The sequence below is a fragment of the Streptomyces sp. NPDC025721 genome (assembly GCF_055558595.1).
In genome coordinates this window covers 150495-166044 of the sequence record NZ_JBVHMF010000006.1, presented here as the reverse complement: position 1 = coordinate 166044, position 15550 = coordinate 150495, and the positions used below count along the sequence as shown (strand labels likewise).

The 15550-nt window shown below is 72.0% G+C and carries 18 protein-coding genes; 5 read left to right on the top strand and 13 right to left on the bottom strand.

Annotation, left to right across the window (positions count from 1 at the left end; genetic code table 11):
- Positions 1 to 10 precede the first annotated feature (10 nt).
- The 7 genes from rpmF to ACZ4EF_RS11745 form a co-directional block, all read right to left on the bottom strand.
- Complete coding sequence (gene rpmF / locus ACZ4EF_RS11775) at positions 11 to 184, bottom strand: 50S ribosomal protein L32 (RefSeq protein ID WP_188281855.1); 174 nt, start codon at positions 182 to 184, stop codon at positions 11 to 13.
- A gap of 2 nt (positions 185 to 186) precedes the next feature.
- Positions 187 to 795 carry a YceD family protein gene (locus tag ACZ4EF_RS11770; RefSeq protein WP_467504174.1) on the bottom strand — a complete coding sequence of 203 codons (609 nt, stop codon included), beginning with the start codon at positions 793 to 795 and terminating at the stop codon, positions 187 to 189.
- Between the two features lie 175 nt (positions 796 to 970).
- A complete protein-coding gene (locus tag ACZ4EF_RS11765) occupies positions 971 to 2146 on the bottom strand; it encodes an ATP synthase subunit B family protein (protein ID WP_391050359.1) in 1176 nt (391 codons plus the stop codon).
- 10 nt (positions 2147 to 2156) lie between these two features.
- Positions 2157 to 2636, bottom strand: a complete 480-nt coding sequence (gene coaD, locus ACZ4EF_RS11760; RefSeq protein WP_355349488.1) for a pantetheine-phosphate adenylyltransferase — start codon at positions 2634 to 2636, stop codon at positions 2157 to 2159.
- Positions 2637 to 2706: 70 nt separating this feature from the next.
- A complete protein-coding gene (gene rsmD / locus ACZ4EF_RS11755) occupies positions 2707 to 3285 on the bottom strand; it encodes a 16S rRNA (guanine(966)-N(2))-methyltransferase RsmD (protein WP_355349461.1) in 579 nt (192 codons plus the stop codon).
- A gap of 62 nt (positions 3286 to 3347) precedes the next feature.
- Positions 3348 to 5579 (bottom strand): ATP-dependent DNA helicase RecG, encoded by a 2232-nt coding sequence (gene recG, locus ACZ4EF_RS11750; RefSeq protein ID WP_391050360.1) that lies wholly within the window; start codon positions 5577 to 5579, stop codon positions 3348 to 3350.
- Positions 5580 to 5655: 76 nt separating this feature from the next.
- Complete coding sequence (locus tag ACZ4EF_RS11745) at positions 5656 to 7305, bottom strand: DAK2 domain-containing protein (RefSeq protein WP_355349455.1); 1650 nt, start codon at positions 7303 to 7305, stop codon at positions 5656 to 5658.
- Positions 7306 to 7583: 278 nt separating this feature from the next.
- Between ACZ4EF_RS11745 and rpmB the strand changes: the two genes are divergently transcribed.
- The gene (gene rpmB / locus ACZ4EF_RS11740; protein WP_028426177.1) at positions 7584 to 7769 is read left to right on the top strand and encodes a 50S ribosomal protein L28; all 186 of its coding nucleotides are present in this window, start codon (positions 7584 to 7586) and stop codon (positions 7767 to 7769) included.
- A gap of 120 nt (positions 7770 to 7889) precedes the next feature.
- On the opposite strand, the gene thiD is transcribed toward rpmB, so the two are convergent.
- A complete protein-coding gene (thiD, locus tag ACZ4EF_RS11735; protein WP_467504069.1) occupies positions 7890 to 8738 on the bottom strand; it encodes a bifunctional hydroxymethylpyrimidine kinase/phosphomethylpyrimidine kinase in 849 nt (282 codons plus the stop codon).
- Positions 8735 to 9700, bottom strand: coding sequence for a thiamine-phosphate kinase (locus ACZ4EF_RS11730; protein WP_401852144.1), 966 nt, complete (start codon positions 9698 to 9700; stop codon positions 8735 to 8737). Before ACZ4EF_RS11730 ends, thiD begins: the two co-directional genes overlap by 4 nt.
- Before the next feature lie 179 nt (positions 9701 to 9879).
- Between ACZ4EF_RS11730 and ACZ4EF_RS11725 the strand changes: the two genes are divergently transcribed.
- Both ACZ4EF_RS11725 and ACZ4EF_RS11720 read left to right on the top strand, forming a co-directional pair.
- The gene (locus ACZ4EF_RS11725) at positions 9880 to 10113 is read left to right on the top strand and encodes an Lrp/AsnC family transcriptional regulator (protein WP_188284985.1); all 234 of its coding nucleotides are present in this window, start codon (positions 9880 to 9882) and stop codon (positions 10111 to 10113) included.
- Positions 10114 to 10164: 51 nt separating this feature from the next.
- A complete protein-coding gene (locus ACZ4EF_RS11720) occupies positions 10165 to 10611 on the top strand; it encodes a DUF3515 domain-containing protein (protein ID WP_355349448.1) in 447 nt (148 codons plus the stop codon).
- 57 nt (positions 10612 to 10668) lie between these two features.
- Here ACZ4EF_RS11720 and ACZ4EF_RS11715 read toward each other — a convergent pair whose 3' ends face one another.
- Genes ACZ4EF_RS11715 through ACZ4EF_RS11705 form a run of 3 tightly spaced genes read right to left on the bottom strand, consistent with a single transcriptional unit; the run spans position 10669 to position 13637 of the window.
- Positions 10669 to 11904 carry a D-alanine--D-alanine ligase family protein gene (locus tag ACZ4EF_RS11715; RefSeq protein WP_391050363.1) on the bottom strand — a complete coding sequence of 412 codons (1236 nt, stop codon included), beginning with the start codon at positions 11902 to 11904 and terminating at the stop codon, positions 10669 to 10671.
- Between the two features lie 12 nt (positions 11905 to 11916).
- Positions 11917 to 12918, bottom strand: coding sequence for an NAD(P)H-dependent glycerol-3-phosphate dehydrogenase (locus tag ACZ4EF_RS11710; protein ID WP_467504066.1), 1002 nt, complete (start codon positions 12916 to 12918; stop codon positions 11917 to 11919).
- Complete coding sequence (locus ACZ4EF_RS11705) at positions 12915 to 13637, bottom strand: lysophospholipid acyltransferase family protein (RefSeq protein WP_355349439.1); 723 nt, start codon at positions 13635 to 13637, stop codon at positions 12915 to 12917. The genes ACZ4EF_RS11710 and ACZ4EF_RS11705 overlap by 4 nt, the downstream gene beginning before the upstream one ends.
- A gap of 151 nt (positions 13638 to 13788) precedes the next feature.
- Between ACZ4EF_RS11705 and cofC the strand changes: the two genes are divergently transcribed.
- Together cofC and ACZ4EF_RS11695 are read left to right on the top strand one after the other, a co-directional pair.
- Complete coding sequence (gene cofC, locus ACZ4EF_RS11700) at positions 13789 to 14442, top strand: 2-phospho-L-lactate guanylyltransferase (RefSeq protein WP_355349436.1); 654 nt, start codon at positions 13789 to 13791, stop codon at positions 14440 to 14442.
- Between the two features lie 71 nt (positions 14443 to 14513).
- A complete protein-coding gene (locus ACZ4EF_RS11695; RefSeq protein WP_467504064.1) occupies positions 14514 to 14732 on the top strand; it encodes a hypothetical protein in 219 nt (72 codons plus the stop codon).
- A gap of 179 nt (positions 14733 to 14911) precedes the next feature.
- Here ACZ4EF_RS11695 and ACZ4EF_RS11690 read toward each other — a convergent pair whose 3' ends face one another.
- Positions 14912 to 15529 (bottom strand): HU family DNA-binding protein, encoded by a 618-nt coding sequence (locus ACZ4EF_RS11690; protein WP_355349430.1) that lies wholly within the window; start codon positions 15527 to 15529, stop codon positions 14912 to 14914.
- Positions 15530 to 15550 lie beyond the last annotated feature (21 nt).

Here is a 15550-nt window from a genome sequence, read left to right as displayed (position 1 = left end):
CACCTGCCGATCAGACGTCGATGACCTGACGGCGGTTGTACGTGCCGCAGCTCGGGCACGCGATGTGCTGGAGCTTCGGCTCGTGGCAGCGCTCGCACGCCACCAGGCTCACGGGCGCAGCCTTCCACTGCGAACGGCGGTGGCGCGTGTTGCTGCGCGACATCTTCCGCTTCGGAACAGCCACGGCTACTTCTCCTGGTTCTCGTCGGCACCATGGTCGGTACCGAAACTCTGGTTGAGATCCTTCAAGGCCGCCCACCGGATGTCGGTGACCTCGTGGTGGTGGTCCGGGTCGTCCGCGAGGCGAACTCCGCATTCGGAGCACAGCCCTTCGCAGTCCTCCCGGCACACCGGCTGCAACGGCAGTGCGAGCACCACCGCGTCGCGCAGTACGGGTTCGAGGTCGAAGAGATCGTCCTCGAGTTCCAGCGCGTCCTCGTCCTCGGCGTCGTCACCGGCTTCGTCCTTGCGGGCGGTCCTGGTGTCGGCGTCGGGGTAGGAGAACATCTCCTGGAATTCCGCGTCCAGCTCACGCTCGACGGGTTCCAGACACCTTACGCACTCCCCCGTGACCGGCGCATGGGCGGTGCCGGTGACCAGCACACCCTCCATGACCGACTCCAGGCGGAGCTCCAGCTCGACCGTGGCGCCCTCCGGCACCCCGATGACATCGACGAGGCCGAGGTCCTTGGGGGCCGGCAGCGAGCGGGAGACCTTCCTCATCGCACCAGGACGCCGGCCCAGCTCGTGTGTGTCGAACACAAGTGGGTTGCGGTGGTCGAGGCGGGTGTTCAGGGCTTCCTGCTTTCATCGGTACGGCCTGCCCCGCGGCCCTCGCGGGCGACCCTTGCGGGCGGGCAGGCCAAAGCGCCGGGAATTCACACGGCTGGAAGTGACAGGATACTGGACCACCCCGCCCGCACCCAAACGGAGCCTGTCCGGGGCCGCCGGCAGGCTCCCGCGGGCGTCCTCAGCGGCCCTGCTCCAGCTCTCTCAGCCGGTTGAGGTCGATCAGTCCGGTGTCGAAGAAGCTGGTCTCGTCCAGCGCCGCGGGCTGCTGCCCCTGCGGCTGCTGCTGCGGATAGCCCTGCTGCTGGTACGGGATCTGCTGGTCGTACTGCTGCTGGTCGTAGCCGTAGCCGGCCGCGTCCTGCTGGTACGCGGGCTGCTGCTGGCCGTACGGGTCCTGGGCCTGGGTGCCGTAGTCGACGTAGGCGCCGGAGTCGGCGGCGGCCTGCTGGTACTCGGGCCGGTAGCCGCCGTCGCCCTGGTAACCGCCCTGCTGGTACGCGGTGTCCTGCTGCGAATAGCCGTAGCCGGGAGCCGCCGCGGCGGCGGCCTGCTGCGGGGCCGGGTCGTAGCCGTACTGCGCCAGGTCGGCCTGCTCGGGGGCGGTGGGCGCGGCCAGGCCCGCCATGTAGTCGGCGTCGCTCTGCCGCTGCCCGCCGTGCTCGCCGTCGCCGTCCGCGGCGTCCTGCGCGGCCATCTGCGCGGCGAGGTCGTCGATCGGATTGTGGCCGGTGAGCTTCAGGCGCCCGCGGCCGACGGCCTCCAGGGTCTTGCTCAGGACGGCCTCGAAGGCGCCCAGCTTGGCGTCCACGTACTCGTCGGCGCGGCGGCGCAGGGTCTCCGGGTCGGCGCTGCGCTCGGGGGCGTCCGCGTCCTCCTCGGCCTGGTCGTAACCCTGGTCGTAGCCGTTGGGGTCGTGGCCGAGCAGCTTCTCCCGGCCGCGGTCGACCGAGCCGATGGTCTTGGTGAGGACCACTTCGAAGTTGGCGAGCTTGCTGTCGACGTAGTCGTCGGCCTCGGCGCGGATCTCGGCGGCCTCGCGGCGCGCCTCGGCGACGATCCGCTCCGCCTCGTCCTGCGACTGGCGGGCCACCTGGGTGTCGGAGACCAGCGATCCGCGTTCGGCGTGGGCCGATTCGATGATCCGCTGGGCTTCGGCTCGGGCCTCCCCGACCATCGTCTCCCGGTCGCCGAGCAGTGCCTGCGCCTGGGAGAGGGAGTCGGGAAGCGCGGCGGCGACCTCGTCGAGCATGGCGAGCAGCTCGGCACGGTTCACCACGCAGGAGGCCGACATCGGCATCGACCGGGCGTTAGCCACGGTGGCCGCGATCTCATCGAGCTTCTTCTGGACGTCCACGGGGGAGAGCCTAGCGCTGTCGGAGTTTGGGCTTGAGCGCGTCGAGGACGACGGACGGCACCAAGTGGGAGATGTCGCCGCCCCATTGGGCGACTTCCTTGACCAGACTCGAGGACAGGAAGCTGTAGGCGGGGTTGGTGGGGACGAAGAGGGTCTCGACACCGGTGAGGCCGATGTTCATCTGGGCCATCTGCAACTCGTAGTCGAAGTCGCTGACCGCGCGCAGGCCCTTCACGATGGCCGGGATCTCGCGCTGCTTGCAGAAGTCCACCAGCAGGCCGTGGAACGACTCGACCTTGACGTTGCCCAGGTCGCCCGTGACCTCCTCGATCAGCGCGATGCGCTCCTCGATGGTGAACAGGCCCTGCTTGGACTGGTTGATCATCACGGCGACGTACACGGTGTCGTACAGCCGTGAGGCGCGGGCGATGATGTCGAGGTGTCCGTTGGTGATGGGGTCGAAGGACCCCGGACAGACGGCGCGGCGCAAGAGTGGTTCCTCGCTCTCCGTACGGCGGGTGCTACGGCTCATGGTGCGGGTTCATGTCGACTCCGCGGGCTCATGACCCGGCGGTGACCCGGGCGGCGCGACCGTACCAAAGCGTCGCTTCGCCGTACCGCCGGGACCGCAGGCCCGTGAAACCCGGGGGCCAGCCGAATTCGCCGCCCCGGGTCCTGCGCTCCACGGTGACCAGCGCTTCCTCCGTCAGCCAGTCATTGGCCAGGAGTGTGAGCAGGATCTCCCGCAGTTCGCCGTCCTCGACGTCGTACGGCGGGTCGAGGAAGACCACGTCGTACGGCCGCGGCGCCGGTCCCGCGACGATCTTCTCCGCGCGTCCCGAGCGCACCTCGGCGCCGGGCAGTTTCAGCGCCGCCACGTTCTCCCTGATCACCCGAGCCGCCCGCGGCTCGGCCTCGGCCAGCAGGACGTGTTCGGCGCCGCGCGAGAGCGCTTCGAGGCCGACCGCGCCGGAGCCCGCGTAGAGGTCGAGCACCCTGGCCCCCTCCAGCGTGCCGCGCAGCGACTGAAGGGTGGAGAACAGGCCCTCCTTGGCGCGGTCGGACGTCGGCCTGGTGCCGTCGCCCGGCGGTACGGCGAGGCGCCGCCCCCCGGCGGCGCCGGCGATCACGCGGGTCATGGAACTCACTTCCGGTGCGGGGACCTGGTCCGACGCGCCCCACGATACGGGCCCCGGCCCGGCTACCCCTTTTCCAGATACTCCTCGCGGTCCGCGTCCAGCAGGCTGTCCAGGGCGCTGCGGAGGTCGGGGTGCGCGGTGAGTTCGGGATCGGCGGTCACGACCGCGGTGGCCTCCTCGCGGGCGGCCTCGATGACGTCGCGGTCGTCCATGACGGTGAGCACCCGCAGCGAGGAGCGGCTGCCGGACTGGGCCTGGCCGAGGACGTCGCCCTCGCGGCGCTGCTGGAGGTCGATCTCGGAGAGTTCGAAGCCGTCCAGCGTCCCGGCCACCGCGTCCAGGCGCATGCGGGCCGGGGTCGCCTCGGGCGCCTCGGAGACCAGCAGGCACAGGCCGGGCGCGGAGCCGCGGCCGACCCGGCCGCGCAGCTGGTGGAGTTGCGAGACGCCGAAGCGGTCGGCGTCCATGATCACCATGGCGGTGGCGTTCGGCACGTTCACCCCGACCTCGATGACCGTGGTGGCGACCAGGACGTCCACCTCGCCCGCGGTGAACCGGCGCATCACGTCGTCCTTGGCGTCCGGCTGCATCCGGCCGTGCAGCACCTCGACGCGCAGCCCGCGCAGGGCCCCCTGGGCGATCTGCTCGGCGACGTCCAGCACCGCCAGCGGCGGCCTGCGCTCGTCGTCGTCGGGCCCCGGCTCCTTGTCCTTCTTGGCCGCCTTGGCCTTGCCGCTCCCCTTGCCCTCCTCCTCGTCGCCGATCCGCGGGCACACCACGTACGCCTGGTGCCCGCCCTCGACCTCCTCCCGTACCCGCTCCCAGGCCCGGCTGAGGAAGTGCGGCTTCTCGGCCGCCGGTACGACATGGGTGGCGATCGGCGAGCGCCCGGCGGGCAGTTGGTCCAGTACGGACGTCTCCAGGTCGCCGAAGACCGTCATGGCGACGGTCCGCGGGATCGGGGTGGCCGTCATCACCAGCAGGTGCGGCGGCTGGGCGGCCTTGGCGCGCAGCGCGTCCCGCTGCTCCACGCCGAAGCGGTGCTGTTCGTCGACCACGACCAGGCCCAGGTCGTGGAACTTCACCTTGTCCTCGATCAGCGCGTGCGTGCCGATCACGATCCCGGCCTCGCCCGTCACCAGGTCGAGCAGCGCCTGCCGCCGCGCGGGCGTCCCCATGGAACCGGTCAGCAGCACGACCTTCGTCCCGAGGTCCGAGCCGCCCAGCATGCCGGAGGACTCGGCCAGTTCGCCCATCATCTCGGTGACGGAGCGGTGGTGCTGCTGGGCCAGCACCTCGGTCGGCGCGAGCATCGCCGCCTGGCCGCCCGCGTCCACCACCCCGAGCATCGCCCGCAGCGCCACCATCGTCTTGCCCGAGCCGACCTCACCCTGGAGCAGCCGGTGCATCGGGTGCTCGGCCGCCAGGTCCTCGAAGATCTCGCCCGACACCCTCCGCTGGCCGTCGGTCAGTGTGAACGGCAGCTTCGCGTCGAACGCCGTCAGCAGCCCGTCCCGGCCCGGCCGGCGCGGCACCGCGGGCAGCGCGGAGTCCGCCGCCCTGCGGCGGGCCAGCGCCACCTGGAGCACGAACGCCTCGTCCCACTTCAGCCGGTCCCTGGCCGCCGCGATGTCCGCCTTCGTCCGCGGCCGGTGGATCCGCTCCAGCGCCTCCGGCAGCGGCGCGAGCCCGCGCGCCTCGCGCAGCGCCGCGGGCAGCGGCTCCCCCACGCCCTCCCAGCCGATCGCCGTCAGCGAGTTGAGCGCGGTGTCCACCGCCTGCCCGATCCGCCACGAGGTGATCTGCTTGCACGCTGGATACAGCGGGATCAGCCGGTTCGCGAACGCGTCCAGCGCGTCCTTCTCCGCCCCCTCGTCCGCGTCCAGCAACTGGTAATCCGGGTGGGCCAGTTGGCGCGTCCGGTTGAAGACCGAGACCTTCCCCGAGAACATCCCCCGCCGCCCCGGGATCAGCCGGTGGGCGTGCGCGTGCGCCGCCTTGCTGAAGAACACCAGGGTCAGCGAACCGCTGCCGTCGGTCACCACGACTTCGAGCCGCACCCCGGACCCGCGGCCGTACGTCCGCTTGTCCGCCTTCGCGATCTGCGCCACCACCGTGACGTACTCGTCCACCGGCAGATCCGCCAGCCGCGTCAGCTCCCCGCGCTCGGCGTACCGGCGCGGATAGTGATGCAGCAGGTCACCGGCGGTGTGCAGCCCGAGGTGGTCGGCGAGCACCTTCGCGGTACGGTCACCGACGATTTTCCGCAGCGGATCGTCCATGGGGTTCGACATCGGGATCTATCTTGGCGCACCCCACCGACAAATCCCCCTCGGGCAGGTCCGCGCGGCGGTCCGCGGGAGGGGCGGGTTACTCGACGCCCACTAGCAGGGGGCAGGTGCCCTGGCCGCCCTCGTAGGTCACGGTGTCCACCGCCAGGTGGGCCTCGCGGACGTGGGACTCGATGTGGGCGGTGAGGTCGGCGGGGGCGTCGGGTCCCGGGATCAGGGTGACGAGTTCGCCGCCGGCGGCGAGCATGCGGTCCAGGACGGCGGTGGCGGTACCGGCGAGCGTGGTGCCGATGACGGAGACGTCGCCGTCGATGAGGCCGAGGATGTCGCCGGCCTGGCAGATGCCGGCCGAGGTCCAGGAGCGGTGCTCGGCGACGGCGAGTTCGGCGTAGCGGGTGGCTCCGGCGGCGGAGGTCATGGCGACGACGTCCTCGTCGAAGCGCCGGGAGGGCTCGTGGACGGCGAGGGCGGCCAGGCCCTGGACGGCGGAGCGGGTGGGGATGAGGGCGACCCGGACGCCGTCGGCGCGGGCCTGTTCCGCGGCGGCGCCCGCCGCGTGCCGCAGGTCGCGGTCGTTGGGCAGCAGGACGACCTCAAGGGCGTGGGCGCGGCGGATGGCGGCGGCGATCTCGCCGCTGGCGGGCTGTTCGCCGGGGCGGACGGCGACGACGGTGGCCCCGGCGCGGGCGCACAGTTCCGACAGGCCGTCGCCGCGGACGACGGCGACGACGGCGCGGTGCGCGGGTTCGGTGCGCGGCCTGGTCTGGTCGGCGAAGTGGGTGACGCGGATGCGGTACGGGCGGCCGGCCTCGATGCCCGCCTCGATGGCGGCGCCGACGTCGTCCACGTGGACGTGCACGTGGAAGAGCCCGTCGCCGCCGACGACGACGAGGGAGTCGCCGAGCGCGTCGAGCCGGGCCCGCAGCAGGGTGACGGCGGAGTCGGCGGCCTCCAGCAGGAAGATCACCTCGAAGGCGGGGCCGTCGGGGACCGCGTCGTCGGGGCACAGGTCCTCGTCCTCGACCGGGACGGTGTGCCCGGCGCGGAAGTCCGTTCCGGCCAGGGGCTGTTCGGGGGCGTCGCCGGTCACGGCGTCGGCCAGCGCGCCGAGCACGGCGACCAGGCCGAGGCCGCCCGCGTCGACCACTCCCGCGCGGCGCAGCACGCCGAGCTGTCCCGGGGTGGCGGCCAGCGCGGCGCGCGCTCCGGCGTACGCGGCCCGTACGACCTCGTCGACGCCGCCCGTGGCGGCCTCCGCGGCGTCGGCCGCGCCGACGGCCACCGTGAGCATCGTGCCCTCGACCGGCCGGGCGACCGCGTCGTACGCCGATTCCGCGGCGATCCGCAGGGCCCGCCGCAGTTCGGCGGCCCCGATCCGTTCAGGGGCGTCGGCGGGCGAGGCGACCGCCTCGTTCATGCCGCGCAGGAGCTGGGCGAGGATCGTGCCGGAATTGCCGCGGGCGCCGATGAGGGCGCCGTGCGACATGGCGCGGAGCACGTCGGGGAGGGTGGGCCGGGTCGCGGGGGCGGCGGCCGTCGCGTGCGCGTCGAAGACCGCTTCCACGGCCTGCGCGGCGGACTCGAACGTCAGGTACAGATTGGTGCCGGTGTCCCCGTCCGCGACGGGATAGACGTTGATCGCGTCGATCTCCTCGCGGGCCCTGCCCAGTGCCTGGAGCGAGAGGCGGCACCAGGCGAGCACCGCGGAAGCGTCGAGCGAGGGCGGCAACAGGTCCTCCTGCGGAACACCGGGATATCGGGAACTGCCAGGTGAGCCTAGGCCCTTTCGGGGCGGTCGGGAGCGGGCCGGGCGGCGACGGGGCCGCCCGTGACCGCACGGAAACGGCCTGGTGGTGACCCCGGTCACGGGGGCGGGCGTCCGGATCTGGGCGCCCGCGGACCATGGTAGTTTCGTTGTACGGGAGCGGTCGTTGTATGCTGCTCCGGTTGCCTGGGGCTCTCTCAGGCTTTTCATCGTAAGTGCATCTGAAGTCTTTGGAGTGACCCGTGGCTGCCAACTGCGACGTCTGCGGCAAGGGGCCGGGCTTCGGCAACAGCATCTCCCACTCGCACCGCCGTACCCCGCGTCGTTGGAACCCCAACATCCAGCGCGTGCGTGCAGTGGTCGGGCGGACGCCGAAGCGCCTCAATGTCTGCACCTCGTGCATCAAGGCCGGTAAGGTCTCGCGCTGACGCGTCGTCGTACATCACGTCGTAGCAGCGCAGCCTTAGCGGCTACTCGAATGCCGGTCCACCTCAGGGTGGGCCGGTTTTCTTGCGTTGTACGGGTGCCCGTGCGGCTCGGGTGACGGCTCAGCGCGTGCGCCAGCCGTGGTCGACGGGGCCGGTCCCGGCGCCGAGCGGGAAGCCCGCCGCGATGGCGCCGGTCACGTACGTCTTCGCCCGTCCGACGGCGTCCGGCACGTCGCGGCCGAGGGCGAGGTGGCAGGCGATCGCGCTGGCCAGGGTGCAGCCCGTCCCGTGGGTGTGCCGGTTGTCGAGCCGCGGGGCGCGGTACCAGTGCTCGGCGGCGCCGTCGGTGAGCAGGTCGACGGCCTCGGCCGAGCGGCTGTCGGCGAGGTGGCCGCCCTTGACCAGGACCCAGCGCGGCCCGTGGGCGAGTACGGCGTCGGCGGCGGCCCGCATGCCGGCCTCGTCGTGCACGGTACGACCGGTGAGCTGGGTGACCTCGTCCAGGTTGGGGGTGGCGACGGTGGCGAGCGGCAGCAGCCGGGTGCGTACGGTCTCGACGGCTTCCTCGGCGAGCAGCGCGTCGCCGTGCTTGGAGATCCCGACCGGGTCGACGACGACGGGGACGCGGCCGTCCAGCGCGGCGAGGAGACCGGCGACGGTCTCGGTGAGGGCCGCCGAGGAGAGCATGCCGGTCTTGACCGCCGCCACCCCGATGTCGCCGACGACGGCGTGGAACTGGGCGCGTACGGCCGCCTCCGGCAGGTCCCAGACGCCGTGCACGCCCAGCGAATTCTGCGCGGTGACGGCGGTGAGCACGCTCATGCCGTGCACGCCGAGGGCGAGCATCGTCTTGAGGTCGGCCTGGATGCCCGCGCCGCCGCCGGAGTCGGATCCGGCGACGGTGAGCACCCGGGCGGGGGCGGCCCGCACAGGCGCGGGGCGCGGGAGGCCGGGGTTCGGGAGGGTCACTCCTCGTCCCCGAAGTGGTCCCAGCCGCCCGCCTTGTCCCAGGGCGCGCCGTCCACGGTGACCTGCGGGGTGCGGCCCGCGGGGGCGCTGACGGCGCCGATGACCCGCCAGCGGGCGGGCAGCTTCACATCGCGGGGGAAGGCGGCGACGATCGCGTGGTCCTCGCCGCCGGTGAGCACCCAGTGCAGCGGGTCGACGCCCACGGCCTGCCCGATGTCGGACATCTGGGCGGGTACGTCGATATCCGCGGAGCGCAGGTCGATGTCGACGCCGCTGGCGGCGGCGATGTGGCCGAGGTCGGCGACCAGGCCGTCGCTGACGTCGGTCATGGCGGTGGCGCCGAGTTCGGCCGCCGCGGGGCCCGCGTGGTACGGCGGTTCCGGGCGGCGGTGGGCCTCCACGAAGGCGCGCGGGGAGCGGAAGCCGCGGGAGAGCACGGCGAGTCCGGCGGCGGACCAGCCGAGCCAGCCGGTGACGGCGACGATGTCGCCCGCGCGGGCACCCGATCGGGTGATGGCCTCGCGGCTGCGGAGGTCGCCGAGCGCGGTGACGGCCACCGTGATGGTGTCGCCGCGTACGACGTCGCCGCCGACCACGGCCGCTCCCGCGACCTGGCACTCGTCGCGGATGCCGTCCATGAGTTCGACGGCCCAGGTGGCGGGGAGTTCGGCGGGGACGACGAGGCCGAGCAGCACGGCGGTGGGGAAGGCGCCCATGGCGGCGATGTCGGCGAGGTTCTGCGCGGCGGCCTTGCGGCCCACGTCGTAGGCGGTGGACCAGTCGCGGCGGAAGTGGCGGCCCTCGATGAGGACGTCCGTGGTGGCGACCACCCGGCGGTCGGGCGCGGCGACCACGGCCGCGTCGTCACCCGGTCCGATTTTCACCGCGGGTGTGGTGGTGAGCCGGGAGGTCAACTCCCTGATGAGCCCGAACTCGCCCAACTCGCCCACAGTCCCCTTCATCCCAACGTCCCCTCGAGTCGCGGCCTGAGCCGGTTCTGCTGCGTGTTTCCCGTCAATACGGGCGTGAGACCCGTCAATACGGGGGTCAGGTACCGCGCGGGTCTCCCCGCTGTGCGCGACGACGCGATAACGTGGCGTCCCCCTTCCCACATGATCCTCGAAGCCGCCCTGGAGGTTCCGTGGTACAGGCGTACATCCTGATCCAGACCGAGGTCGGCAAAGCCTCGGCAGTAGCGGAGGTGATCTCCAAGATCGAAGGAGTCATTCAGGCCGAGGACGTCACCGGTCCTTATGACGTCATCGTCAGGGCCCAAGCAGACACGGTCGATGATCTCGGCCGCATGGTGGTCGCCAAAGTCCAGCAGGCGGACGGCATCACTCGAACGTTGACCTGCCCCGTCGTCCATATCTAGCCCCCACTATGCTCACCGGTGATGCTGTATCGCCGAGTTGTACTGACCGCCGTGTCCGCCGTCGCGTGCCTTTCTGCGGCGGCGGTCTACGCGTTCACGTCCGGTACGGACGAAGCGATCGCCGTACCGGTTCCTGACGCACGTGTCGCCGGATACTGTCACGCGCTGTACGGCGATCTGCCCGCGAAGGTCGACGGTCTCTCCCGGCATGATCTCAAGCCGGAATCGGAGCTGACAGCCGGGTGGGGCAATCCACCGATCGTGTTGCGCTGCGGTGTCCCGCGGCCCGCCGCCGACGCGGACCCCTCCACTTACGGCGCCGAGGTGGACGGCGTCTCCTGGTCGGTGGAGCAGGGAGCCGACGGTGGGGTGCTGATGACGACAACGCTGCGCAAGGCGTATGTCGAGGTGGCTCTGCCGAAGCGTTTCGCCCATGACATCAGTCCGCTGACGGATCTCGCGGACGCGATCAAGCGCACGATCCCCGAGGGGGTCTGACCCCCTCGGGGTTCGGCTGTCCGTCCGAAGGCCGCGCACAGGCGCGGCCCCGGCGGGCTAGCGCAGGCCGGTCGAGCGGCGCAGCGCCGCCTGGATGAGCAGGTCGACCAGTTGCCGGTAGTCGACGCCCGTCTCCTGCCACATCCGCGGGTACATCGAGATCGGGGTGAAGCCCGGCATCGTGTTGATCTCGTTGATGACGAACTCCCCGCTGTCCAGCAGGAAGAAGTCGGCGCGGACCAGGCCCTCACAGGACGCGGCCTCGAACGCCTCGACGGCGAGCCGCCGTACCTCGGCGGTCTGCTCCTCGGTGAGCGGCGCAGGAACGATTCCCTCGGCGGAGTCGATGTACTTCGCCTCGAAGTCGTAGAACGCGTGGCTGGTGACCGGCGGGATCTCGGCCGGTACGGAGGCGCGCGGGCCGTCCTCGAACTCCAGGACGCCGCACTCGATCTCGCGTCCGCGCAGCAGCGCTTCGACGATGACCTTGGGGTCGTGCCGCCTGGCCTCGGTGATGGCCGCGTCGAGCCCTTCCGGGCCTTCGACCTTGGTGATGCCGAAGGACGATCCGGCGCGGGCGGGCTTCACGAACAGCGGCCAGCCGTGCTCGGCGGCGAAGTCGGTGACCTTGCGGCGTACGGCGTCGCTGTCGCGTTCCCATTCGCGGGGGCGGATGACGGTGTAGGGGCCGACGGCCAGGCCGAAGGAGGTGAAGACGCGCTTCATGTACTCCTTGTCCATGCCGACGGCGGAGGCGAGCACGCCCGCGCCGACGTACGGGACGCCGGAGAGTTCGAGCAGGCCCTGGAGGGTGCCGTCCTCGCCGTACGGGCCGTGCAGCATGGGGAAGACGACGTCGACCTCGCCGAGCGCCTTCGGGACGGCGCCCGCTTCGGTGTAGACGACCTCGCGGTTGGCCGGGTCGACCGGGAGCATGACGGCGCCCTCGTGGTCGGTGACCTGTTCGACGGTCGGCATCCGGCGGTCGGCGATGGCCATCCGCTCGGGGGCGTCCGCGGTCAGCGCCCAGCGGCCCTCGGTGGTGATGCCGATGGGCAGGACGTCGTACTTGTCGCGGTCGATGGCGCTGAGCACGCTGGCCGCGGTGACCACCGAGACGCCGTGCTCGGAGCTGCGTCCGCCGAAGACGACCGCGACCCGCGGCTTGCGCGGGTAGTTCTCGCTCGCGTGGCCTACCACGCGCCGGTCCGCGTACGGGTCCGCGGGCCGGTCCGGGCCGGATTCGCGCCGGTCAGGGCTCTGGGAGCTGTCGTGGGATGCAAGGTTGCTCATGTCGCGATGACCCTACCGTTCCGGCTTGGCGGAGCGTGACATCAACTCCTGTACGGCCACGACGGGCGGTTTCCCGTTGTGCACGATGTCGACCACGGTTTCCGTCAGCGGCATGTCGACGCCGTGCCTGCGGGCCAGATCGGCCACGGACTCGCAGGACTTGACGCCCTCGGCCGTCTGGCTGGTGACGGCGATGGTCTCGGCCAGGGTCATGCCGCGGCCGAGGTTCATGCCGAAGGTGTGGTTGCGCGACAGCGGTGAGGAGCAGGTGGCGACCAGGTCGCCCATGCCCGCGAGGCCGGCGAAGGTGTGCGCGTCGGCGCCCATCGCCATGCCGAGCCTGGTGGTCTCGGCCAGGCCGCGGGTGATCAGGGACGCCTTGGTGTTGTCGCCCAGGCCCATGCCGTCGGCGATGCCGACCGCGAGGCCGATGACGTTCTTGACGGCGCCGCCCAGTTCGACGCCGACGACGTCGGTGTTGGTGTATGGGCGGAAGTAGCCGGTGTGGCAGGCGGCCTGGAAGCGGCGGGCGACGGCTTCGTCGCGGCTGGCGACGACGGCGGCGGCGGGCTGCCTGGCGGCGATCTCCGGGGCGAGGTTGGGGCCCGACAGGACGGCGACGCGGTCGGGTCCTGCCTTGGCGACCTCCTCGATCACCTCGCTCATCAGCTTGGCGGTGCCCAGTTCGACGCCCTTCATCAGGCTGACCAGGACCGCGTCGGGGCGCAGCAGCGGTGCCCAGTCGGCGAGGTTGGCGCGCAGCGTCTGGGACGGGACGCACAGGATGACGAATTCGGCGTCGGCGGCGGCTTCCGCGGGGTCCGCGGTGGCGGTGACGGCGGCGGGCAGTTCGAGGTCGGGGAGGTATTCGGGGTTCCTGCGGTCGGCGTTGATCGCCGCGGTCAGCTCGGGGCGGCGGCCCCAGAGCGCCACCTCGCACCCGGCGTCGGCGAGGACCATCGAGAAGGCGGTGCCCCAGGAGCCGGTGCCGTAGACGGCGCAGCGGACCGTCATGCGCCCTCCCGTGCCTTGCGCGGGTCGTAGAGACCGGCGGGCGCGGGTTCCTGGCGTACCTCGGCGAGCAGCGCGGTGACCGCGAGCATGATGGTCTCGGTGACGGCGCGCAGCACGTCGGGGGTGGGGTCCTGGCCGTAGAACGCGGTCAGGTCGACGGGTTCGCCCGCGAGCACCCGCAGCGTCTTGCGCGGCAGCAGGCGTACGCGCTTGCTCTTGGCGTACGGCGGCACGGCCTCGTTGGCGCCCCACTGGGCGACGGGGATCACGGGCGCCTTGGTGAGCAGCGCGACGCGGGCGACGCCGGTCTTGGAGACCATCGGCCACATGTCGGGGTCACGGGTGAGGGTGCCTTCGGGGTAGAAGGCGACGCACTCGCCGGAGTTGATGGCGTCGACGGCGGCGCGGAAGGCGTTCGCGGCGTCGGTGGTCTCGCGGAAGACGGGGATCTGGCCGGTGCCGCGCAGCATCGTGCCGACGAAGAAGGGCTTGAAGAGCCCCGCCTTGGCCAGGAAGCGGGGGACGCGGCCGGTGTTGTACTGGAAATGCGCGTACGACAGCGGGTCCAGGTACGAGTTGTGGTTCACCGCCGTGATGAAACCGCCGTCGGCCGGAATGTGCTCCATTCCGTGCCAGTCCCGCTTGAACAGCACAATGAGCGGCGGTTTCGCGATGACGGCCGCCAGGCGGTACCAGAAACCGATTCTGCGGCGGGACACCAGGACTCCTCTTCGTTGCTGTGACGCTGCGCTCGTAGAGGCTCGCGCAGCACCACCCGTGCGGCAGCCGCACAAGTCTGCGGCTATGGACACGTTAACGCCAGGGCCCGGCGGCCCGTGGGGCGCCTGGGGAAGGCCGCACAATGGTGCGGTGGCGATAGATGTGACCTGGAAGTGGTCCCTTGTCGTGCCGCTGAAGCCGCTGGCCGTGGCCAAGAGCCGGTTGGCCACGGCGGCCGGTGCGGTACGGCCCGCGCTGGCCCTGGCGTTCGCGCTGGACACGGTCGCGGCGGCGCTGGCCTGCGCCGAGGTGGCCGACGTGACCGTGGTCACGGACGACGAGCGGGCCGGGGCGGAGCTGGCCGCCCTGGGTGCCTTCGTGGTGCCCGACGCCCCGGCGGCGGGGCTGAACGCCGCGCTGCGGTACGGGGCGGACCGGGTGCGGGCCCGCGATCCGTACGCGGCGGTCGCGGCGCTGAACGGCGATCTCCCGGCCTTGCGGCCCGCTGAGCTGGCGTGGGTGCTCCGGGAGGCCGCGGGCGGCCAGGAGCGGGCTTTTCTGGCCGACGCGGCCGGTGTGGGGACAACCTTGCTCGCCGCTCCGCGCGGTTCGGCCCTCTCCCCCGCCTTCGGCGGCGCCTCCCGCGCCCGCCACCTGGCCACCGGGGCCCGCGAGATCGCCCTGCGGCGGGTGCCGTCGGTGCGGCAGGACGTGGACACCGGCGACGACCTGCGCGCGGCCCTGGCCCTGGGCGTCGGCGAACGTACGGCGCTGGCCGCCGCCGGGCTGCTGATCGCGGACTGAACCACCGGCCGGGCCGGGCACCCGTGCCGTGACCGGCGGTCTCCCCGGGGCCGGGCACTAGGCTGCGGCCCATGCAGGCAACCGCGTTCACCTACGACCCCGAGACCCGCGGCGGCAGCGTGCTCCTCGACGACGGGACGCCGCTGCCCTTCGACGCCGCCGCCTTCGACGCGGGCGGCCTGCGCCTCCTGCGCCCCGGCCAGCGCGTCCGCATCCGCACCGACGGCTCCGCCGACACCCGCCGGGTGGTCTTCATCACCCTCCAGACCTTCCCGGACCCTGCGGTGTAGCGAAGGGGCTCCCTGACGCAGGGCGGTTCGCCGGTAGCCGGCGAGCCGAAGGCGGGTCCAAGCCGCCCATGGGGGCGCCCCCGGACGGAGTCCGGGGGAGAGAAGGCGGCCAAAAAAAACGAGCGCGGGCCGGGCTCCCCTGGGGGAACCCGGCCCGTCGCGGTCCGTGGGACGGACTACTACCTGGTGGCGCTCCGCTTGGCGGCGGTCTTGCGGGCGGTCGCGCGCTTGGCCGGGGCCTTCTTCGCGGCGACCTTCTTGGCCGGGGCCTTCTTGGCCGCCGCCTTCTTGGCGGTGGTCTTCTTCGCCGTGGCCTTCTTGGCGGTGGTCTTCTTGGCCGCCGTGGTCTTGGCCGCGGCGGTCTTCTTGGCGGCGGAGGCCTTCTTCGCGACCGTCTTCTTGGCCGCGGTGACCTTCTTGGCCGCCGCCTTCTTGGTGGTGGTCCTCGTGGTGGTGGAAGCGCCGCCGCTGAGGCTGCCCTTGGGCGCCTTCTTCACCGCGACGTCGTTCTTCGGGAGCTTCTTGGTGCCGCTGACCAGGTCCTTGAAGCCCTGACCCGCGCGGAACCGCGGCACCGAGGTCTTCTTGACCCGGACCCGCTCCCCGGTCTGGGGATTGCGGGCGTAACGGGCCGGACGCTCCACCTTCTCGAACGAACCGAAACCGGTGACCGAGACCCGGTCGCCCGAGACCGTCGCACGGACGATCGCGTCGAGAACCGCGTCAACCGCGTCCGCGGCGGCCTGGCGGCCACCTACCTTGTCGGCAATCGCTTCTACGAGCTGCGCCTTGTTCACGTCTTCCCCTTCGGAAACTTG

Coding starts and splice junctions, on each gene's coding strand:
- rsmD (WP_355349461.1), bottom strand. CDS start 3,285: ATGACCCGCGTGATCGCCGGCGCCGCCGGGGGGCGGCGCCTCGCCGTA.
- recG (WP_391050360.1), bottom strand. CDS start 5,579: ATGTCGAACCCCATGGACGATCCGCTGCGGAAAATCGTCGGTGACCGT.
- ACZ4EF_RS11730 (WP_401852144.1), bottom strand. CDS start 9,700: ATGAAGGGGACTGTGGGCGAGTTGGGCGAGTTCGGGCTCATCAGGGAG.
- ACZ4EF_RS11715 (WP_391050363.1), bottom strand. CDS start 11,904: ATGAGCAACCTTGCATCCCACGACAGCTCCCAGAGCCCTGACCGGCGC.
- ACZ4EF_RS11710 (WP_467504066.1), bottom strand. CDS start 12,918: ATGACGGTCCGCTGCGCCGTCTACGGCACCGGCTCCTGGGGCACCGCC.
- ACZ4EF_RS11695 (WP_467504064.1), top strand. CDS start 14,514: ATGCAGGCAACCGCGTTCACCTACGACCCCGAGACCCGCGGCGGCAGC.